The organism is Lutibacter sp. (genome assembly GCF_041562875.1).
Lineage (GTDB): Bacteria > Bacteroidota > Bacteroidia > Flavobacteriales > Flavobacteriaceae > Lutibacter.
In genome coordinates, this window is sequence record NZ_JBFFOE010000007.1 from 1 (window position 1) to 22,471 (window position 22,471).

Annotated in this window: 13 protein-coding genes; 3 read left to right on the forward strand and 10 right to left on the reverse strand. The window is 32.0% G+C overall.

The window, feature by feature from the left end:
• The 6 genes from ABY863_RS02045 to ABY863_RS02070 form a co-directional block, all read right to left on the reverse strand.
• The coding region (locus tag ABY863_RS02045; RefSeq protein WP_372792594.1) for a beta strand repeat-containing protein at positions 1-6,819 on the reverse strand (6,819 nt) is incomplete at its 3' end.
• 54 nt (positions 6,820-6,873) lie between these two features.
• Complete coding sequence (locus ABY863_RS02050) at positions 6,874-7,386, reverse strand: phage tail protein (protein WP_372792595.1); 513 nt, start codon at positions 7,384-7,386, stop codon at positions 6,874-6,876.
• Positions 7,387-7,403: 17 nt separating this feature from the next.
• The gene (locus ABY863_RS02055) at positions 7,404-7,916 is read right to left on the reverse strand and encodes a phage tail protein (RefSeq protein ID WP_372792596.1); all 513 of its coding nucleotides are present in this window, start codon (positions 7,914-7,916) and stop codon (positions 7,404-7,406) included.
• 29 nt (positions 7,917-7,945) lie between these two features.
• On the reverse strand, positions 7,946-8,500 hold the full coding sequence (locus tag ABY863_RS02060; RefSeq protein WP_372792597.1) for a hypothetical protein: 555 nt from the start codon (positions 8,498-8,500) through the stop codon (positions 7,946-7,948).
• A 206-nt stretch (positions 8,501-8,706) separates the two neighbouring features.
• Positions 8,707-10,011 (reverse strand): carboxypeptidase-like regulatory domain-containing protein, encoded by a 1,305-nt coding sequence (locus ABY863_RS02065; protein ID WP_372792598.1) that lies wholly within the window; start codon positions 10,009-10,011, stop codon positions 8,707-8,709.
• 114 nt (positions 10,012-10,125) lie between these two features.
• Positions 10,126-12,282 (reverse strand): M3 family metallopeptidase, encoded by a 2,157-nt coding sequence (locus tag ABY863_RS02070; protein ID WP_372792599.1) that lies wholly within the window; start codon positions 12,280-12,282, stop codon positions 10,126-10,128.
• Positions 12,283-12,508: 226 nt separating this feature from the next.
• On the opposite strand from ABY863_RS02070, the gene ABY863_RS02075 reads away from it, so the two are divergent.
• Positions 12,509-13,813: a M18 family aminopeptidase gene (locus ABY863_RS02075; RefSeq protein ID WP_372792600.1), complete on the forward strand. Its 1,305-nt coding sequence runs from the start codon at positions 12,509-12,511 to the stop codon at positions 13,811-13,813.
• 94 nt (positions 13,814-13,907) lie between these two features.
• Here ABY863_RS02075 and ABY863_RS02080 read toward each other — a convergent pair whose 3' ends face one another.
• From ABY863_RS02080 to ABY863_RS02095, 4 genes are all read right to left on the reverse strand, one after another.
• Positions 13,908-15,293 carry an MFS transporter gene (locus tag ABY863_RS02080; protein WP_372792601.1) on the reverse strand — a complete coding sequence of 462 codons (1,386 nt, stop codon included), beginning with the start codon at positions 15,291-15,293 and terminating at the stop codon, positions 13,908-13,910.
• Between the two features lie 232 nt (positions 15,294-15,525).
• Complete coding sequence (locus ABY863_RS02085; RefSeq protein WP_372792602.1) at positions 15,526-17,706, reverse strand: acylase; 2,181 nt, start codon at positions 17,704-17,706, stop codon at positions 15,526-15,528.
• 279 nt (positions 17,707-17,985) lie between these two features.
• Positions 17,986-19,686 carry a lysine--tRNA ligase gene (gene lysS / locus ABY863_RS02090; protein WP_372792603.1) on the reverse strand — a complete coding sequence of 567 codons (1,701 nt, stop codon included), beginning with the start codon at positions 19,684-19,686 and terminating at the stop codon, positions 17,986-17,988.
• 244 nt (positions 19,687-19,930) lie between these two features.
• Positions 19,931-20,443 carry a DUF456 domain-containing protein gene (locus ABY863_RS02095; RefSeq protein WP_372792604.1) on the reverse strand — a complete coding sequence of 171 codons (513 nt, stop codon included), beginning with the start codon at positions 20,441-20,443 and terminating at the stop codon, positions 19,931-19,933.
• A 132-nt stretch (positions 20,444-20,575) separates the two neighbouring features.
• Here ABY863_RS02095 and ABY863_RS02100 point away from each other — a divergent pair, with 132 nt between their 5' ends.
• Positions 20,576-20,947, forward strand: a complete 372-nt coding sequence (locus tag ABY863_RS02100; protein WP_372792605.1) for a BlaI/MecI/CopY family transcriptional regulator — start codon at positions 20,576-20,578, stop codon at positions 20,945-20,947.
• Complete coding sequence (locus ABY863_RS02105) at positions 20,944-22,461, forward strand: M56 family metallopeptidase (protein ID WP_372792606.1); 1,518 nt, start codon at positions 20,944-20,946, stop codon at positions 22,459-22,461. Before ABY863_RS02100 ends, ABY863_RS02105 begins: the two co-directional genes overlap by 4 nt.
• Positions 22,462-22,471: the final 10 nt, after the last annotated feature.

Here is a 22,471-nt window from a genome sequence, read left to right on the forward strand (position 1 = left end):
AACCGTAACTAATGCTGTTGAAGAATCACTATTTCCATAAATATCAGTTACTGTTAAGGTAACGGTGTTTTCTCCTGCATTGCTACAATCAAATGCTGTAATATCTAACCCATAACTTTCAATAGTACAGTTATCTGTTGATTCATTATCAATTTGCGCTGGTGTAATTGTTGCCAATCCATTTGCATCTAATTGAACTGTGATGTCTTGTGTATTTACTATTGGAGCTACATTGTCTTCAACAGTTACAATAGCCGTAGCTGAATCACTGTTTCCATTCACATCAATTACTGTTAAGGTAACTGTTAAAGGACTGTTAACATCTTCACAATCAAAATCTGAAATATCTAAGCTATAGCTTTCTATGCTGCAATTATCAGTTGATAAATTGTCTATTTGTGAAGTTGTAATACTTGCAACTCCGTTTTCATTTAACTGAACTGTGATGTTTTGAGTGTTCACTGTTGGTTTCACAGTATCTTCAACTGTTACTATAGCTGTAGCTGTATTGCTGTTGCCATTAACATCAGTAACCGTTAAAATAACTTCGTTTTCGCCTACATTACTACAAGAAAATTCAGTAATATCTAATACATACGTATCAATCTCACAATTATCTGTTGATACATTGTCAATTTGTGCTGGAGTAATTGTTGCCAATCCATCGGCATTTAATTGTACTGTGATGTCCTGAGTATTTACTATTGGTTTTATAGTATCTTCAACGGTTACTATTGCGGTTGCAGTATTGCTATTTCCATGAATATCTGTTACAGTTAAGGATACAGTGTTGTCTCCTACATTTTCACAAGTATAAGAAACGCTTTCTGATGGAATACTTGCGCCTTCAATATTTCTACCTACAGCAATTCCTCTAATACCTCCAAAGTCACCCGAATAAACTAATTCAGGCATACCTGAACCATCAGCCGGAGCCATAAGTACGTAATCCATTAATGCTCCATTGTTGAAAACTGTCCAATATAACATTCCTGTAGTTGCATCATAATCTATTCCATAAGGAATACCATTTGCGCCATCATCATATAATTCATATGGAGTTTCACTTCCATCAGCCAATGCTGTATAAATTTTACCTAAGTTTTTTTCTGTCCAAAATAATCTTCCTGCAACTTCATTAACTGTAATTCCTCTTGGGCTATCAGTTTCTAAAAGATTTACATTCTCATTAGTTCCATCAGCATTAATAACACCTATATTCCAACTACTATGATTTACATAATAGATTTTACCGTTGCTTCTATTGTAGGTTAATGCTATAATAGAAGTATTGGTAAGATTTGTAGCTGTTCCTGTACCATCTGCATTAGCTACAAAACCCCCTTGCTCATCACCTGTATAAAAAACTCTATTGTTGGTCCAATCAAATTCGAAATCATGACGTTCATAACCTGAATTTGTATTTGGAACAGCATCAATAGTGCCATTGCCATCTAAAGAAGCTACAAAAATATTTGAAGTATTACCTCCTCCAAAATAAAGGTTCCCATTGTTTAGATTTACTTCAATACCTACTGGACCTTGGGTATTTATACCATCACTTGTATCATATAATACTATTGGTGAACCTGTACCATCTCTGTTAGCAGACCAAACCTTTCCATTTCTTGTTCCTGTAAAGTAAATAGTTGATGAAGTTAAGCCATTATTATTAGCTATCTGCATTCTATCAATCTCACAATTATCTGTAGAACCGTTATCAACCATTTCAGGTGTAATTGTAACTTCACCATTTATATCTAATTGGGCTGTAATATTTTGTGAGTTTACTATTGGAGCTTCTGTATCTGTTACGGTAATAGTTGATGAACATGTTGCTATATTTCCAGCAGTATCTGTTGCTGTCCAAGTAACCGTTGTTTCTCCAACAGGGAAATTAGCTCCGTCTAAAGTTGAAGTTTCAGTCCAATCATTTTCAAGTGTAGCAATACCACAATTATCTGTAGCATTTGCAATAGTTTCAATGGAAGTGGCATATAATCTTATACCATTACCTCCAGCATTAGTGCTTGCTAAATCATCCCAGTCACTAAAATTAGAGGTGGCTCCAAAGAAATATATTCTAAAAGTTATATTTTCTGTTATCGCTGGTAAGCTTGTAAGATTGAATATTAATTCCTCAGTTTGTGGATAAACAATTGATGAATTTACAGAAATCAAAGAAATATCAGAAGTAAAACCATCAAGGCTTGATCTAATACTTGCCAATGAAGAAGCGGTACCATAATAAGATCTTCTTGAATATTGCATTCTATCTAATGATAGACTGCTTGTTGAAGGTGTTACATCAAACTCAAGATAACTGTCTAATTGTGCAATAGGGCTAGAAGTTATTTGACCTACAGGTAAAACGTCTGTATTGCAACAAGTTAGTAAAGGTCCTGATAAATCACTAGCAACAAATCCTGATTGTATATAAGAAGGAGTAAGGGGAGAACCCTCATGATAACCCGTAGGATCGTATTGTAAAATTAAATCTGAAATTAAATATATAGTTGCTCCACAAACTCCAGCGTCATTAGATACTATAATATCTGCAGGGCAAGTAATTGTAGGAGGAGTAGCATCTGCTAATGTCACATCAAAAGAAGTACTGTCAGAATTCCCATTGCCATCATTTACTGTTAACGTAATTGTTTGCACAGTTCCATGTCCACTAATTACAGTTCCTAAAATTGGAGATTGAGAAACACTCACCATCCCACAATTATCAGCAGCAGTTGTTAAGCTTGTGTAATCAGGAATTGTAAAACTACACATAGCATCTAAATTTTCAGTTCTATTTGATACTGTAGTTAATGTTGGTAAAATACCATCTATCAATGTTATATCAAAAGAAGTGCTATCAGAATTTCCATTTCCATCATTAGCTGTTAAGGTTATTGTTTGAACAGTTCCATGACCATTTATTACAAATCCTGCTAATGGAGATTGTGTTACAGTTGCTGTTCCACAATTATCAGTAGCGGTTGTTAAGCTTGTATAATCTGGAATTGTAAAATTACAACTAGCATCTAAATCTTCATTTCTATCTATAACTGAAGTTAATGAAGGAATTGTTGTATCAACTAAAGTAATATCAAAAGTAGTGCTGTTTGTGTTTCCATTTCCGTCATTGGCAGTTAGTGTAATTGTTTGTATAGTTCCGTGTCCACTAATAACAGTTCCAACCATTGGAGATTGAGATACACTCACCATTCCGCAACTATCAGCAGCAGTTGTTAAGCTTGTATAATTTGGAATTGTAAAATTACAACTAGCATCTAAATCTTCATTTCTATTTGATACTATTGTTAATGAAGGTAAAGTTACGTCTACAATTGTGATATCAAATGTAGTAGTATTTGTATTTCCATGACCATCATCTGCTGTTAACGTAATTGTTTGTACAGTTCCGTGACCGCTAATTATAGTTGTTGCAATTGGAGATTGTGATATACTCGTCATTCCACAATTATCAGCAGCTGTAGTCAACCCTGTATAATCTGGAATTGTAAAATCACAATTTGCATCTAAAATTTCAGTTCTATTTGTTACAGCAGTTAATGTAGGTAAAATTCCATCTATCAATGTTATATCAAAAGAAGTGCTATCAGAATTTCCATTTCCATCATTAGCTGTTAAGGTTATTGTTTGAACAGTTCCATGACCATTTATTACAACTCCTGCTAATGGAGATTGTGTTACAGTTGCTGTTCCACAATTATCAGCAGCGGTTGTTAAACTTGTATAATCTGGAATTGTAAAATTACAATCTGTATCTAAATCTTCATTTCGATCTATAACTGAAGTTAATGTTGGTAAAATACCATCTAATAACGTTACATCAAACGTAGTGCTATCAGAATTTCCATTGCCATCATTAGCTGTTAAAGTTATTGTTTGAACAGTTCCATGACCATTTATTACAACTCCTGCTAATGGAGATTGTGTTACAGTTGTAGTTCCACAATTATCAGCAGCGGTTGTTAAGCTTGTATAATCTGGAATTGTAAAATTACAATCTACATCTAAATCTTCATTTTGATTTGATACGGCCGTTAATGTTGGAGCAATGCTGTCTTCAACAGTTATTACAGCTATACAAGTATCTGAATTTCCTGTAGCATCAGTTACGGTTAACGTTACATTATTTGGTCCAATATCTGAGCAAGTGAATGTTGTTTTGTCAATGCTATAAGAAACAATACCAATATTATCTGTTGAAATATTATTTACATCAGCAGCAATAATACTTACGGTTCCCGAAGCATTAAGTTGCACTGTGATAGACTTGCAAATTGCTACTGGTGGAATCAGATCTAGAAAAACATTATAGATGCAGCCTGTTTTTGAAGCTGGATTATATTCATTACTATCATTATTTATCCAATAGTTTCTATTGTTAATTAAAGAAGCTAATTGTAAAGGTGTTCCATCAAGTGTAGTTCCAAGAGGAAGTAGTGAGCAATCAAATTGCCAGTTGTCTACTTCTGTTTCTGGCGGACCTGTAGCGTATAATCTAATTGCATTTACACCATTCGTTAATTGGTCTGGTAAAGCTGAAGTATCTCCTGAAATATTAGATCCATCCCAATCTGCATCACTAGTGCTAGGTACAACAGAGTTGTGAATTCCAGCAATAAATGTAGGTGTGGTAGCATCTCCTTGATAAGCAAAAAGCTGGTCGCCAATAGCTCCTAGAGAACCAATAAAAGTAGCATCAAGAGTAATTATATCTCCCGCTAACATATCAGTAGGAGCGAACCAAGTGTGGGTTTCATCATTAACTCCATTGCAAGCAATGGTATTAGGGTTATTAACACCACAATCTGTAAAGTTTATCATTGTGCCAGCCAGAATATTTTGTAATAAAACAAATGCAAATGAATCGGTTCCATCAGTATTTATTCCAACAAAGGCAATATCACCAGCTAATAATGTAGTAGCTACAATATTAACTACAGTAACATTAATACTACAAGTAGCTATATTTCCAGCTTCATCAGAAACAAAAAGAGTTACAGGAGTTATACCTGCTGTGATTGTTGATCCTGCTACTGGTGATTGAACTATCGTAAGGTTTCCAACTAAAGTAATATCATCGGTTGCAATAACATCACCTGTAAAATCTGGTACTGTTGCATTTCCTAAAACATCAGCTGTAATATCTGAAGGTGTAGAGCCACAGTTTGTAATTACTGGAGGTGTTGCATCTGAAGAAACCACAACACTAAAATTACATCCAGCATTGGCTGTAGGAATGTATTCGGAAGTATCACTACTAGTCCAATAATCTTTATTGTTTATAATTGCAGCAACATTTGCAGGGGTACCTGTAATGGGTGAGCCACCTAGAACAAGTGAACAATTAAATTGCCAATTGTCCATTTCAACTTCAGGAGGACCAACTGAATAAAGTCGAATTGCGTTGGTTCCATTTATTAATTGATTTGGCAAAGCAGAATTGGCATTTGAATCATTTATACCATCCCAATCTGAATCGTTTGTTCCTGCTTCAACATTTGAATGTATGGCAGCAATAAAAACAGGAGAAGCAGTTGTTCCCTGATAGGCAAATATTTGATCACCAATAGAGGCAAGTACACTTCCGGTTATAAAACTCCCTTGTAAAGTAACAATATCCCCAGCGCTCATAGATGAAGGTGCATACCAAGTTGCACTTCCCTCTCCTCCTGAACCAGCGCAAGTAATTGTATTTGGATTGGATACGCCACAATCAGTAAGTTTAATATTGGTTCCTGCTATAATATCTTTTAAAAGTACAAAGGCGAATGAGTCATTTCCATCAAGATTAAATCCAACAAAGGCAATATCACCCGCAGATAGTGTTGTTGTAGGAGGTTCATTTATAGTTACATTAATTGAGCAAGTAGCAGTATTTCCAGCCTCGTCAGTTGCGGTTAGTACTACAGAATGTATACCTACATTTGCCATAGTTCCTGCAGATGGAGATTGTGTAATTGTAATATTAGTTGGTATTGAAACATCATCTGTAGCAGAAGTTCCAGTTGTTAAATCAGGAATAGGAGCCATCCCGTTAATTCCTGCTAAAATAGCAGTAGGAGTAGGACCACAAGTTATTACTGGTGGAGTGCTGTCTCCAGCAACAGCAATTGTAAATGAACAACCTGCTTCTAAAGTCGGGTTATAAATTGTAGAGTTATTGCCATTCCAATAAGTGCGGTTATTAATAATTGCTCGTATTGCTGCAGGAGTACCTGTAATAGGTGAACCACCTGGAACTAGTAAACAACTAAACTGCCAATTGTCTTGTTCACCATTAATTACATCAATAAGTCGTATAGCATTCACACCATTGATTAGCGCATTTGGTAAAGCTGATGTAGAATTTGATGTTGCTGCTCCGTCCCAATTGGCATCATCGCCTGGTGCATCATTAAATTGTAATCCTGCAATAAATATAGGTGATGCAATAGAACCTTGAATAGCAAAAAGCTGATCGCCTATAGATGAATATGCAGCAGGAAAAAGAGGAGTCATATTTAAGGTTACAACTTCTCCTGCAGTTCTAGGAATACCTGATGTCCAAGTAAATTCACCATCACCAGAAGTAGTGAAAAAGCCACCCGAATCATTCCATCCTCTGTCAGTAAAAATAATTGTTGTTAATGCATCAATGTCTTTTAGTAGCACAAAAGCAAAAGTATCTTCGTTATTTGTAGCTCCATCAGTATTACTGCCCACAAAGGCAATATCTCCTGCGGTAAGAACAGTTTGTGCAGTTCCATAAAAAAATAGAAATAGCGCAACAATCAGTAAAGTAATTTTTTTCATAATATTTTATTTTAATAGAATGGAGTATCGTAATTTTTTAAGGCAGCTTATTTTCTAGCTTCTTGATGGATATATACCGAAAAGTGCAATAATGTAATTTACACATTGAAATGGTTGTATATTATTTACTGCTTGGTTATTACCAGTATTATTTACAGCTCCAGTTGCTAAAGTATTACCCGAATCTGAAGTAGTTCCAAATGAATTTGAACCATCACCAGCTATAAATGTTCCATTTGGATTGTCTGAATTTCCTTCCTCTTTAATATTTATTGTATGATTGTGAGAAGGTAAATTATTAGTTGTTAATGTATTTGTTTCTGTGCCCCCTTGCTGCCCAAGACGATACGTTGATAGTCCATTGCCTGTACCTGGGTGTATTGGCACTCTACCTCTTAAGTCTGGTAATGCAAAAGTTGTTCTTCCATCGCCACCATAGGTAGTTCCTAAAATTGAAAATAATGCTGTGTTTTCAGCAATTGAAAGTAATTGACCGTCACATAATGCCCAGCTTCGTGGTGCAAAGTTTCCGCCAAACATTATAATTTGTCCTATAAATGGATCCATAATTTAGTTTTTTAATGTTAGTTTCTAGAAGGGAATATACCTGTTAGTGCAATGATAAAATTTACACATTCAAAGGGTTGAATATTATTTACTGCTTGGCTACCACCACTTGGATTTACTGCACTAGCGGCTAAAGTATTAGAAGCATCTGAAGTAGTTCCAAATGAATTTGAACCATCACCAGCTATAAATGTTCCATTTGGATTGTCTGAATTTCCTTCCTCTTTAATATTTATTGTATGGCTGTGAGAAGGTAAATTATTAGTTGTTAATGTATTTGTTTGTGTGCCCCCTTTTTGCCCAAGACGATAGGTTGAAAGTCCATTACCTGTACCTGGGTGTATTGGCACTCTACCTCTTAAATCAGGTAAAGCAAAAGTTGTTCTTCCATCACCACCGTAGGTAGTTCCTAAAATTGAAAATAAAGCTTGATTTGAACTAATTGGAAGTAATTGACCGTCGCAAAATGCCCAGCCTCTTGGTGCAAAGTTTCCACCAAACATTATAATTTCTGCAAGAAATGGATCCATAATAATATTTTTTTTAATTAATAATTAGTTTAAATAGAGATGTTAAATGTTATTGTTGAAGAATTTTTAGAACCTTCTTTTATTGGAAATAAGTTTTCGCCCAATTGGTTGTTTTCTTCCCAATGTTTTCCTGTGAAATGAGCATCAAAATCATTAAGTAATAATTCTGTAAAATAAGTAGTTTCGTTTGTTGAAACTTTAAAATATACTCTAGACGCTTTTCCCTCTTCTTTGTTTGGGAAATCTGTTATAAAATGATATTCACCAGTTTCATTTGTTTTCATTTTTCCTTGATGCCTGTATTTTGAAGAGCCAGGAGATAAATGCCAGACTTCTACAGTTGTATTAGGCATAGAAAACAGTCCCGTTTTATCATAAATTTTTCCTTGAACTGTGATGTGTTTTCCGCTAAAAGAAGAAGTTCTTAAATCTGTTTTTTCTTCAGCATAAGCATTGTAACCCATAAAAGGACTCTCATGTAAAGAAAAAGCATTTAGAATTGAATTTGAAGATAACATAGCAATACCTGTGGTTGCAAATGCGGTTTTTCGCAAAAACAGCCTTCGGGAAGGGTGAATTTTCATTATAATGGTTTGTTGGTTAATGATGTAAATATAAATAAAATATGATATTTATCATTTTTTATTTTAGTAAGGTTGCTAATTTGTAAATAAACGGTATGTTTTTAATAATGAATAGTGTAATTTAATTTTTTTAATTTAAAATTTAAGTTAAAAAAATCCGTTTTAATTAAAAAACGGATTTAAATGATTTGATACTAATTAAATTGTTAGTTATTGTTGAGGTTTTGCAATTGCTTTTTAATTTTATGAATAGCACTTTCAATAGGTTTTTCAGGCTCAATAACATTGTATTCTCCCCAAAATTCTGGGTCAGAAAATCCAGAAGCTTCATCACTTATAATAACGGAAGATCTTAGTCTATCTTTTGATTTAATTAATTGATTCTCTCCATTTTTCTCCCAATCAGTAACAGCCATTTCAATGGTTGTATAGTAAATGGTATTAAATAATTTTTTATCCCAATTAATTTTAAAACCTAGTTGGATTCTACTATACCCATAATACCATTTTCCGTTCTTTTCACGATAATCAACTTGATAAGTGGCTTCAATAGGGAGTACTTTAGCGCCTCTAGGTTTTTTTACAATAAAATATTTACTTGCCTTTTCTTGATCTTCAAGGTTTAAACTAAATTTTGCATTTGTTAAAGCTAAAGATTGTGCATCAATATATAATTTTCCATAAAAAAAAGGATCTTTCTCTTGTGCTTTTTGCTTAAAATTCACCACATAAATAGGTCTATTATCAATTTTTGTTGACTTGTCTAGCGTAAAATCATAAATTTCAAACATATCTTCAGTAAAAAGTAATGTTGGATTTTTCATCAGATCTATTAGTAATGAGTTAAAAGGCCCACCTCTAAGTTTAAATGCAACAGTATCTAATTTAGAATAATCTGTATTTTTGCGTGACTTGTAAAGTTGTAAAATATCATTTTTAGAATTTGTGTAAGATTGTTTATTAATTTCAACCACGGCTTCTGAAAGTGAAACATAACTTCTTCTTTTTTTAATGGTTTCTCTGTAAAAAGCAGTCATTGTAATAAGCTCATCAGAATAATTTTCACCTTTCCTTTTAAAAACTTCTGAAATAAGAGATTTTGCATCTTTCACTGAAATATTAACTTCAGTAAGTTCCTCAATGTAAGTTTCTAGTTTTATTGGGTTTTTAGTATTTAAATCAGATTGATTAAGTACTTTACTGGTAAATCCTAAAAATGAAATAGTAACTTTTTTATCAATATATTTTTTAGGAATTTTTATTAAAAATTCACCTTGCGTATTTGTAATGGTACTAATATTGGTTCCGTTAACCGTTATTGAAGCAAAAATCAACTCTTTTTTAGTTTTACTATCTATAACTTTACCTTTGTACTTATGAAAGCCAGTAGTATCAATTGGAATAGGATTATTTGCAGCGTAGCTGAAAGAATGAAAACCAACAATAAAAAAGAAAGTGATAATGAATGCTGTGAAATTTTTTTTATTTTGAAATGTTCTATTTTTTACCATAGCGCAGAAGATTAATTGTGATAAAAATAAATTGACGATACAAGTTAACAAATTTTCATCAAAAAAGGAACTACAATGAAGTAATTCCTTTTTTATTATTTAACGTTTAATGTTTTAACTTTTTGGAACTGGAAAACCACGATCGCGCATTAAGGCGTCAATTTTAGCATCTCGCCCTCTAAATAATTTATAAGCTTCAGCTGGATCCATAGCATTTCTAGGTGCAAATAGATATTTTACCATTTTTGCTGACAAATCTTTGTCATAAAAACCATCGGGTGTTTTTGCAAAAGCTTCTGCGGCATCAGCAGTTAAAACATCTGCCCACATATAGCCATAATATGCAGTTGCATAGCCTTCACCAGAAAAAACATGACCAAAATGAGGTGTGCGATGACGCATAACTAGTTCTTTTGGCATATTTAGAGCCGTTAAAGTTTCTCTTTCAAAAGCATCAACATCCATATTCGTAGGGTCAGCTATGTGAAATTTCATATCCATAATAGCAGATGCTAAATATTCAGTAGTTGAAAAACCTTGGTTAAAAGTGGAAGTTTTTTTAATTTTAGCAATCAATGCTGCCGGCATTGGTTCGCCCGTTTTATGATGTACTAAAAATTGATTAATTACTTTATCTGTTGATAACCAATGCTCTAATACTTGCGATTGAAACTCGGTGTAATCTCTAACTCCATTATTAAGTGTTGGGTATTTTACGTTTGCAGAAAAGAAATGCAGTGCGTGTCCAAATTCGTGTAAAAAAGTGGTTGCATCATCCCAAGAAACTAATAAAGGTTCTCCTGCAGCAGGTTTTACAAAGTTTGAATTATTTGAAGCTAAAACTGTTTTTTCACCATCAAAATTAGAATAGCTTCTGTACATTGTAGCCCAGGCTCCAGATCGTTTCCCTTTTCTTGCAAAAGGGTCTAAATACCACAAACCAATATGTTTCCCAGTATCAATATTAGTTACTTCCCAAACTTTTATATCTTCCTGAAAAACAGGAACTGTACCTTCAGCAACAGGTGTAAATTTGTAATTAAATACTTCTTTAGCAACAAAGAATAAAGCTTCTGTTAGTTTGTCTAATTGTAAATATTGTTTTACTTCGTCAGAATCTAAGTCATATTTTTGTTTTCTAACCTTTTCAGCGTAATAGCTATAATCCCAAGGTTCTATAGTAATATTCTCACTATTTGCTACAGCTTGCATATCTGCAACTTCTTCATTAACCCTTGCAGTAGACGCTTCCCAAACTTGGTTTAGTAATTTCATTACATTTTCTGGGTTTTTTGCCATTCTGTTTTGCAATCTCCAGTCTGCAAAATTATCATACCCTAAAAGTCCTACTCGCTCTTTTCTTAGCTTTAAAATTTTAGCTACATTTTCATTATTATCAAATTCATCGGCATTATCACAACGAGAATAATAGTTTTCCCAAACTTTTTTTCTTAATTCTCTTTCATTTGAATACGTCAAGAATGGAGACATATATGAACGTGTATTTGGAATTGCATATTTACCTTCTTGCCCTTTTTCAGAAGCAATTTTAGCCATAGATTTAATCAGTGATTCTGATAAACCACCTAATTGGTTTTCACTTAAAAAAACGACATAGTTTTCTTCATCTGCCAAAATATTATTAGAGAAATTAGTGTAAAGTGTAGAAAGTTCTTTGTTAATTTCAGCATAACGAATCTTTTTTACAGCATCTAGTTCAGCTCCATCCATAGCGAAACCTTCATAAATAAGTTTTACAACACGTTGCTGATCATCTTCAAGGGGTGTTGTTAAAGAATTGTCATACACTGTTTTAATACGATCAAATAATTTTTTATTTTGAGAAATTTTAGAACTGAACTCAGATAATTTAGGAGCCATTTCGTTTTGAATTTCCCTAAATTCAGGAGATGATAAATTGCTGCTTATAAGTCCATAATATTTTTGAACTCTGTCAAGTGTTTCTCCAGCTTTTTCCATGGCTACAATAGTATTTTCAAAAGTTGGCGCATCAGAATTTGCTGTTATTGCGTCTATTTCTTCAAGATTTTCTTGCATTCCAACTTCAAGAGCATTTTTAACATCATTAATGTTCATTTTATCAAATGCAGGCACTCCTCCATAAGGCCCGGTCCATTCTTGTAATAATATATTGTTAGTTTGCATAGTTTGATCTTTTTCTTTATTTTGATTACAGCTTGTGAAAGCAATAATAAGGCTAAAAATCATGATAGATTTAGGCGTATTTAGTTTAAAGTATTGGTTCATCATTAGATAAATTTTATAAAACGAGTTTAAAATTATTAGTTATTTTTTGATTTGCTCAAAATTAACCATTTACATTTGAATAGAACCTTAATAAATACAGGTTAAGCCTTAATTATTGTTAATGATTTGTTAATTTTTTAAATTATTTTAAACTGCTAACAAGATGAATCAATACTTAATAAAATGATATATTTGTTTTTATTATTTTAGTTAATTTAAAGAAATTTATATGAGTTTAAATCAAAAGAAAGCACAAGATTTAATTGATTTTATTTATGATAGCCCAAGTCCGTTTCATGTAATTCATAATGTTAAAAAAAGGCTCACAGAAAATAATTTTTCAGAGTTACATTTAACAGAAAAATGGACAATTAATAAGGGAGGAAAATATTTTGTTTGTCAAAATAACACTTCGTTATTTGCATTTATTGTAGGTAATGCTGAAATTGAAGAAAAAGGGTTTAAAATTATCGCAGCCCATTCTGATTCTCCAACTTTTAAGATAAAGCCATCACCAGAAATTTCAGTAGAAAAAAGCTATTTAAAATTTAATACAGAAACTTATGGCGGACCCATTTTAAGCACTTGGTTTGACAGACCATTGTCTGTTGCAGGAAGGGTAAGTGTTAAGGGAAATGATATGCTAAATCCAAAAACTTATTTAGTGAATATTCCGAAGCCAATTCTTATTATCCCAAATTTACCAATTCATTTTAACAGAACTGTAAATGATGGGGTTGCAATAAATAAACAAGTTGATATGCTACCAGTTGCAGCAATCATTAATGAAGAAATTAATAGTGAATTGTTATTGGCTACCAAAATTTCAGAGGAAATTAATGTTCCAGTAGAAGATATTTTAGAAGTAGATTTAAATTTGTATGATTTTACCAAAGGAAGTATTGTTGGATTAAATAATGAGTTTATTTCATCGGGTAAATTAGATGATTTGGCAATGGTTCACGCTGGTTTAGAGGCAATTATTGAAGCTCCTATTTGCAATTCAACTAATGTTTTAGCAATATATGATAATGAAGAAGTAGGAAGCCGTTCTAAACAAGGAGCTGGTTCGCCAATTCTTAAAGATATTTTATACAGAATAACCATGCTACTGGGTAAAAATGAAGAAGGTTCTCAGCGTGCTATTTATAATTCTTTTATGGTAAGTGCAGACATGGCACATGCGTTGCACCCTAATCATCCTGATAAACATGACCCAGTTTTAAGGCCAAAAATTAATGGGGGTCCGGTTATAAAAATTGAAGCAAATCAGAAATATACAACCGATAGTAATTCATGTGCAGTATTTGAAATGATTTGTAATGAAGCAGGAATTCCTTACCAAAAATTTGTAAACCGTTCAGATATGGTTGGTGGAAGTACTTTAGGAAATATTTCTACAAGTCAATTAGCAATTAGATCAGTTGATGTTGGAAATCCAATGTGGGCAATGCATTCAATTAGAGAAACAAGTGGAGTAGATGATCATACCTACATGATTAAAGCATTTAATAGTTTTTATAAATTGAATTAGGTTGATATTATAATATTAAAGTAAAAAATAAAAAAAGGATTTACAATTAAGTAAATCCTTTTTTTAATAATGTACTGTTTTTAACAATTTAGAATTAGCCTTTAGCTGCCTTTGCATCTAATCTTTGAATTACTTTTCCATAAATAATTAAAGAAAAAGCAGAAAATAAAGCGATTGCAGCAAAATAATACCAAATGTAATGTGCATTTACTGCGGCAGCCTCCCACGCTTCATGAGTTTCAAATAATTTAGGTTCTGGGCAATATTTTGATAGTAAATAACCCGATAAACCAAAACCTAAAATTGAAGAAATGAAAGAATGTAAATGACTAAACCCAAGATACAAGCCTTCTTCACCTTTAGGAGCTTGTAAAGAGAAAAATTGTAAGAACCTTGGTGAAATAAAAGATTCAGCCAAACCTTGCAATACAATTCCAGCAATCATCATAAGAGCAATAGGGTGCATACTTATAAAACCTAGGTCAATTTCACCTCCACTAAACCAATTTCCTGAAGCCATTGCAATAGCAGAAAATGGCATAATAAACATACCAACTGTCATAGAAAATAAGGGTGTTTTACTCGCCATTATTCTTGTTATAAAAGTAACTGTAAGTACTACTGTAAGCGGGTTAACATTGGCATACCAAGAAGGTGATGCTGCTTCACCTGCCATTCTAAGAACATATTTTGGCATGGTGGCATAAAGTTGGTGCTGTACCATCCAAAATCCTGTAATTATTAAAATTAGGGATATTAACCTACCATTTGTTAATACTTTAATTAAAGCATGCCAAATTTCACTAAAAGTTTTTCCTTCACCTTGATGTTTTACACTTTTGTAAAAGAAAACAATCATTATTAAAGCTATTAATGTCATGGCAGCTGAAAAATAATTTAAATAAATTAATCCCATATCTCCCATAGCAACTCGCAATGGTTTTACAATTGTTTTCCCTGAAAAAGCTCCAATATTTACCATCATATAAAAAATGGAGAAACCTTGAGCTCTATTCAATTCTGTGGTTTCTTTTGCAACAGTACCAGTAATCACTGATTTTATAAAAGAACCACCAATCATGATAACCAGCATTATTGGAGCAATTGCCCATCTTGCATTGGATTCTAATATTCCTGTAAATTTAATATCACCAGAATAATCAACTAAACCAATAGACTCAAGTGCTGTTGGTAATATTCCTAAACCAAAATAGCCTATAGTTAATAATGAGAAAGCAATTAATAATGAAGATTTAAATCCAATTTTGTCGGCTAAAGCTCCTGTAAATGTTGGTAGTAAATACAAACCTCCGGAAAATACACCAGATATTAATGCAGCTTCTATATCAGAAAAACCTAAAATTCGGGATAGATAAAGCGTTATAACAATAAACACACCATAATAAGCACCTCTTTCTAATAATTCAACAATATTGGCTGTCCAGAATGCACGTGAAAATCCTTTTAATTTTTGAAACATATTTATTTTAATTTTATTTAAACTGTTGCCGAAGATAAGTAATTATGAATAAATAGTATTCAGTATTTTCAGTTTAGAATGATTTTAAAAGAGGAAAATGTAGTACTAAATTATCTGAAAGGAATTACTTCAATGAAATTCCTTTCAGATAATTTAAATGACACTAATTATTCATAGAAAATTAAAAGAACTTTTCTATTAGATGCGGAATAACAAAATAACTATTTAAAATTTACTTTTCTTCTCCTGGGTGATAGATTGCTTCAGCTCTTTTTTCCACATCTTTTCTATAATATACTACATCTTTAAATTTAACATCAGCATAGCGTTGAGACTGGTCTGCGAAATGTGGAGATGTTGGGTCACCACTTTGTCCACCTGCAAGTATTGTTTTAGCCTTCACAGTATCGCCAAATTCAACAACTGCTACAAAACTATTTCCTGAAGTTCCATAAATACGTTTTGTATGGTATGATTTTGCACCAAAGGAAGCCAAAGCACCCCATTTGCTTGAAGCCATATCAATAGGGATACTTGGTAAACTATCATTAAATGGTTGATGAATAGCTCCATTTATGCGTTGATACCGATTAATTTCTCCCCAAGGAATATTCCAAGTTCCAAAGTCTGCAGTTAATTTGTCAATCGACTGTTTAAAAATATCTAGACGTTCTTTTAGAGGTGATGTTGTTCCAAAATATTGAACAAGCTCTAAATTATTTAATCCTTCAGGTTTTACGCCGTTTTTTAAATATTGTAACATATAAAAATGAGCCATAGACATGGCTACAGATTCTTTATTTGTTGCAAAATCCCATTTTCTTAACACCTTAATTGCTTCTTTTAACGATTTGTCTGATTGGGGAGTTTTATCATACGCTTCAATTAAACCTGGTATTACTGCTTCAAAAGCTGGTAAATAAAGATCATAAGCAAGTTCTATTAATTTATCGATTGTTAAATCTTTTGATTTTTCTAGTAAACGTACCGCATGAATACCACGAAAGTTTTCTTCATTTCTAGACATATATCTTGGATAATCTTCCATCTTTGGACTATTAACTCCTGCACTTGTAAAAGGTGTAGAATTACAATTTTGAATCCAGCCATTTTCAGGATTTGTTAAAGTTATCATTTCATCTACAGTATGAAGTCTTTGCCAATCCGTTGCAGGATTACTTCCATCTACAGGTTTGCTAAAATCAAATGTTTCATCTCTTTTTGGGATGAAATCTCCATGATAATAAGCTATAGTTCCATCAGCATCAGCATAAACAGTATTGTTTGAAGAATTTGTTCTCATACTCATCATTTCTCTAAACTCTTTATGATTTTTTAGCTTCGTTCTGGTAAAAGATTGTATCAATGCATTTATGGGATCCCACATCATTGCTGTAGCTACCCATTTACCATTAATTGATTGTGTAATGGGACCGTGATGGGTTTTGTAAGCTGTAAATTTCTTATCTCTTAATTCTCCTTCATTTAAATATTTGAGTGAAACTTCAAAAGATTTAACAGGTCTTTGCTCATTCCCATAAGTATAACTATAACCTTTATCTGTTTTGGAAATGGTTTCAACATAATCATCCATAAAATCTATATCTGTTGAAGTATGCATCCATCCAGTTTTTTCATTAAAACCTTGGTAGACGAAAAATTGCCCCCAAGTTACGGCACCATAAGCATTTAATCCTTCTTCACTAACTACGTGAACTTCTCCTCTGAAAAAGAAGGAAGTATGCGGATTTATAAGTAGCATTGCATTGCCAGATTTTGTTAATTTTCCTGAAATAGCAAATCCATTAGAACCTCTTGGTTCACTATCACTTAAACGTATTAAGCCATCATGAACAACACTTAATTTTTGTGCTGAAGAATCTTCATAAAAATCTTTAATTTTTGTTGTTGATATGTTTTCAATATCTCCTCCAATTGAACCTTCACTAAAATACATGGGCATCCAAGGTTCAAAATGAGTTAATAGTTTTGGTTTCACTTCAGGATGTGTAAATAGGTAATAATTAACTCCATCAGCAAATGCATTACACAGTTTTTTTAACCATTCAGGGCTTTTTTCATAATTAGCAATTGCTTCTTCTTGTGTCATATATAACTGAGCTCTTAGATCGCTATACAATGCTTTTTCACCTTCTACTTCAGCTAATCTTCCTATAGCCCAAATATAGTTTTGTTCAACTCTATTGAAATCATCTTCACATTGGGCATAAAGTAACCCGAAAACTGCATCGGCATCCGTTTTACCATAAATATGAGGTACACCAAAATCATCTCGTATAATTTCAATAGTTGAGGCAGTTGATTCCCAGCGATGTTGATCTTTTTGTAATTGTGTTTGAGGGTTAGAGCAGGAGGTAATAAATAACAGTAAAGCAACATAAAATAGTTTCATAAATAGCTTTAATTTTAATTTTTATTGAAATAAGTAGATTATTTAATTTGTTAAATTTAACAAATTAAATAATCATTTTATGTTTAGATTTAAAATAAAAGAAGCAGTCTGAAAAGTAATATTTTATGTCATATTGAGCTTGTCGAAATATTTTAACGAATTGTTAATTAAAGTAAACTTCGACAGGCTCAGTTTGACAAAACGAATTTTATTCACTTTTCAGACAGCCTTTTAAAATATTATAGACCCTTCAACAAGCTCAGGGTTACAATCCTTCATTTAAACAACCTCAACAAACAAACCATCATCAGTATTATTTACTTTGGCTAAGTTATGTTTTGTTAGGCCTTTTAAGGTTTTATCCCATTTTTTATTGCTTAAACCACTTTGTGATTTTAAGTTTTCTAATAAAATTGGAGAGCTTTTTTCTATTAAACGTAACAATTCTTTTTCATCATCGTTTAACTCAACAGATGGTGCTTTTTTCTCAGGTTTCATTTGAGGAAAGAATAAAACATCTTGTATGGATGCGTTGTTTGTCATAAACATCACCAAACGGTCAATTCCAATTCCAATACCCGAAGTAGGAGGCATGCCATATTCTAAAGCACGAATAAAATCTTGATCTATAAACATAGCTTCATCATCTCCTTTTGCAGATAATTTCATTTGTTCTTCGAAGCGTTCACGTTGATCAATTGGGTCATTTAGTTCTGAATAGGCATTTGCTAATTCTTTTCCATTTACCATTAATTCAAAACGCTCTGTTAAAGCTGGATTATCTCGGTGTTCTTTAGTTAAAGGACTCATTTCTTTTGGATAATCGGTGATAAATGTTGGTTGAATGTATAAGTGTTCACATTTTTCACCAAATAATTCATCAATCATTTTACCAATCCCCATAGTTTCGTCAGCTTCAATACCAACTTTGGTACATACTTCTCTTAATTCAACATCATTCATTCCGGCAACATCAAAACCTGTATGAATTTTTATGGCTTCTAAAATAGGTACTCTAGGATAAGGTGCTTTAAAGCTAACTTGATTTTTACCGATTTGAACTGTAGATGTTCCATTTGTATCTATTGCAATTTTTTCTAACAATTCTTCGGTCATATCCATCATCCAGTTGTAGTCTTTGTATGCTACATACAATTCCATAACCGTAAATTCTGGATTATGAGTTCTGTCCATTCCTTCATTTCTGAAGTCTTTTGCAAATTCATAAACAGCATCAAAACCACCAACAATTAATCGCTTTAAATACAATTCATTGGCAATACGCAAATACAATGGCATATCTAAAGCATTGTGATGTGTCATAAAAGGGCGAGCGGCTGCTCCACCTGGAATTGGTTGTAATATAGGTGTTTCAACTTCTAAATAACCGCGATCATTAAAAAAATTACGCATAGAATTGGTTATTTTGGTACGTTTTATAAATGTTTCTTTAACGTGATCATTCACAATTAAATCTACATATCTTCTTCTGTATCTTTGTTCGTTATCCGCAAAAGCATCGTGAACTTTTCCATCAGCATCTGTTTTTACAACAGGTAATGGACGTAAACTTTTAGCAAGTACTGTTAATTCTTTAACATTTACTGAAATTTCTCCAACTTGTGTTTTAAAAACGATACCACTAATACCTATGATATCCCCCATGTCTAATAATTTTTTAAAAACTGTATTGTACATAGTTGGATCTTCTTCTGAAGAAATCTCGTCACGATTTATATAAATTTGCATTCTTCCACTTGCATCCTTTAGCTCAGCAAAAGAAGCTTTTCCCATAATTCTACGGCCCATCATTCTTCCTGCTAAAACAACTTCTTTTCCTTCAAAAGCATCAAAATCTGATGTTATTTTTTGAATTGTTGCTGTAGTTTTAAATTCTTCTGCGGGATAAGGATTAATACCTAATTCGCGTAGTTTTTGTAAAGAGTCTCTTCTAATTATTTCAAGCGGTGATAATTGCATTATACGATTTTTAAAAATTAATTTGGAATAACAGTTTGCAAAGATACAATCAATTCAGAAAAATAGGTGATTTCAAAAGAAAAAGTGTTTAGAATTTGAAATCAAATAAAAATTTATATATTTGCTTACCACATTTAAATGTGGTTTAGTTGTGTTGTTTGACGTTAATAGCGTCAGGTTTTTTTAAAACCAATGGAAAGCTTCCCGAATTCGGGACGCTTTTTTTATTTTAAGGCATCTTGTTTTAGGATGAAAAACTAAAAAACATGTCTTTATATTCCCAAAATTTAGCAACATACAATCCTGTAAAAATTACAGCAGCAATAAATTTTAAGAAGGCTGAAGTTAAGAAACCAAGTAAAGAACCAAATGCAGCTTTTAATGCTTTTCCTGAATTTTTACTATCGTGAATCATTTCTCCAATAAAAGCACCAATAAAAGGTCCAATAATAATTCCAAAAGGAATAGGGGAGAGTAAACCTATAACTAAACCAACCATAGTTCCAATAACACCATAACGAGTTCCTCCAAATTTTTTAGTTCCCATTGCAGGAATAAAATAATCTATTACCCAAATTAGAATTGCAATTGCTAATGTTAAGCCTAAGAAAGTCCAATTCATAGGAACGGCATTTGTAAGATGAAGCAGCAATAAACCAATCCAACTTGTAAATGGGCCAGGTAATACAGGTAAAAATGAACCAATAATGCCTAATAAGGCAAATAAAAATCCGATGATGAGTAAAAAAATATCCATATGCTAATTTAGGTTTTCAATTTACAATTTGAAAGAAAAATAAATACAAATAAGAATATTCAACTAAAAAATTAGTTTAAACTAAATATTTAGTTATATTTGTATAGTTGAACTAAAAACTTAGTTAATAAAATGGATAAACAACTAACAAAAGCAGAAGAGCAGTTTATGCAAGTTTTGTGGGAATTAGAAGAAGCTTCTGTACAAGAAATTATAAATCAATTACCTGAGCCTAAGCCAGCTTATAATACAGTTTCTACAATTATTAGAATATTGGAAACGAAAGATTTTGTAGCACATAAAGCGAAGGGAAGAGGGTATATTTATTTTCCTTTGGTGAAGAAAGCCGATTATAGTAACCAAACTTTAAACAAATTAGTAGATGGTTATTTTGGAGGTTCTTTTAAAAGTATGGTGTCGTTTTTTGTAAATAAAAATGATGTTGATATCAACGAATTAGAAACAATTTTAGAAGCTATTAACGATAAAAAGACTGAAAAATGATAAATTATATACTACAAGTACTACTTTTTCAAGCATTATTTTTGGCTGTGTACGATTTCTTTTTACAAAAGGAAACATTTTTTAAGTGGAATAGACGCTATTTATTAGTTACGCCGTTATTATCATTTATAATCCCATTGCTAAAGTTTGAAAGTATTCAAAAAGCAGTCTCTCAAAAATATATGGTTCAATTACCAACGGTATTTTTAAATCCGCAGGTGGTTATTGAACAAACTACTCAAAGTAGTTCTACAATCAATTATATCTCCATACTATTTTATGTTGGACTTATAATTTTCTCCATACTATTTTTCATTAAACTGACTAAAATTATTCAATTAATTATTTCTAATAAAGTAATTAAAAAGCAACATTATTCTTTAGTAGTGTTAGAAAAGAAACAATCTGCATTTTCATTTTTCAATTATATATTTATAAATAAAAGTTTTCTAAAAAATGCAGATTTACAAATAATTAAACACGAATTAATACACTGTAAACAATACCATACTTTGGATTTGATGTTTTTTGAAGTATTAAAAATAGTAATGTGGTTTAATCCAATGGTATATGTATATCAAAAAAGAATCACCTTATTACATGAGTATATTTCTGATGCTGAGGTTGTTAAAGAAACAGATAAAAAAACGTATTTCAATATGTTGCTTTCTGAAACATTTAATGTGGAAAATATTTCATTCATCAATCAATTTTTTAAACATTCATTAATTAAAAAAAGAATAGTTATGATCACAAAAGAAAAATCAAAAAAAATGAAACAGTTAAAGTATTTATTAGTGTTGCCTTTGTTGGTGAGTATGTTAGTTTATGTGTCTTGTACAAATGATGTTCAAACTGATATTGATGAGATGAACAGGATTATTGGAAATGAAGTTATTCAACCAAATGGAACATATTTTGAAGGTGAAAATGGAATTAAAATATTTACAGGAAGCTCGTTAGCAGGTGAAGAAGTTCCTTTTGAGGAAATGAATGATAGAGAAAAAGAAATTTTCAATAATTTTAAAAACAAGGAAAATTCAAAGATAGTATACAGTTTAGTTATTGATGAGAATGGAGATAGAGTACACTTTTTAAAAATACCAATGCCTCCTATGAATAATAAAGCTAGTGATAGAACTGTTATTGAAGACGATGGGTCTATTCCTTTTGCAATAATAGATGAAGTGCCAATTTATCCAGGTTGTGAAGGGACAAAAGAAGAGATTAAAATATGCCTTCAAGAAAAAATTACACAACATGTTAATAAAAATTTTAACTCAAATTTAGCAACAGAATTGAAACTTGAATCTGGAATAAAAAGAATTTTTGTGATGTTTAAAATTGACAAAGAAGGTAATATAGCTGAAGTAAAGGCAAGAGCTCCACATCAAAATCTGGCTGATGAAGCCATTAGGGTTGTGAATTTATTACCAAAAATGATACCTGGTAAACAAAAAGGGGAGAACGTAGGTGTTAAATATAGTTTGCCAATTGCATTTAAAGTTGAATAATTAATAAATT

Excerpts from the sequence above, each read along its gene's own strand:
- ABY863_RS02060 (WP_372792597.1), bottom strand. The coding sequence starts at position 8,500 with ATGAAAATTCACCCTTCCCGAAGGCTGTTTTTGCGAAAAACCGCATTT.
- ABY863_RS02080 (WP_372792601.1), bottom strand. The coding sequence starts at position 15,293 with ATGTTTCAAAAATTAAAAGGATTTTCACGTGCATTCTGGACAGCCAAT.
- ABY863_RS02100 (WP_372792605.1), top strand. The coding sequence starts at position 20,576 with ATGGATAAACAACTAACAAAAGCAGAAGAGCAGTTTATGCAAGTTTTG.
- ABY863_RS02095 (WP_372792604.1), bottom strand. The coding sequence starts at position 20,443 with ATGGATATTTTTTTACTCATCATCGGATTTTTATTTGCCTTATTAGGC.
- lysS (WP_372792603.1), bottom strand. The coding sequence starts at position 19,686 with ATGCAATTATCACCGCTTGAAATAATTAGAAGAGACTCTTTACAAAAA.
- ABY863_RS02055 (WP_372792596.1), bottom strand. The coding sequence starts at position 7,916 with ATGGATCCATTTCTTGCAGAAATTATAATGTTTGGTGGAAACTTTGCA.
- ABY863_RS02085 (WP_372792602.1), bottom strand. The coding sequence starts at position 17,706 with ATGAAACTATTTTATGTTGCTTTACTGTTATTTATTACCTCCTGCTCT.
- ABY863_RS02075 (WP_372792600.1), top strand. The coding sequence starts at position 12,509 with ATGAGTTTAAATCAAAAGAAAGCACAAGATTTAATTGATTTTATTTAT.
- ABY863_RS02050 (WP_372792595.1), bottom strand. The coding sequence starts at position 7,386 with ATGGATCCATTTATAGGACAAATTATAATGTTTGGCGGAAACTTTGCA.
- ABY863_RS02105 (WP_372792606.1), top strand. The coding sequence starts at position 20,944 with ATGATAAATTATATACTACAAGTACTACTTTTTCAAGCATTATTTTTG.
- ABY863_RS02070 (WP_372792599.1), bottom strand. The coding sequence starts at position 12,282 with ATGATGAACCAATACTTTAAACTAAATACGCCTAAATCTATCATGATT.
- ABY863_RS02065 (WP_372792598.1), bottom strand. The coding sequence starts at position 10,011 with ATGGTAAAAAATAGAACATTTCAAAATAAAAAAAATTTCACAGCATTC.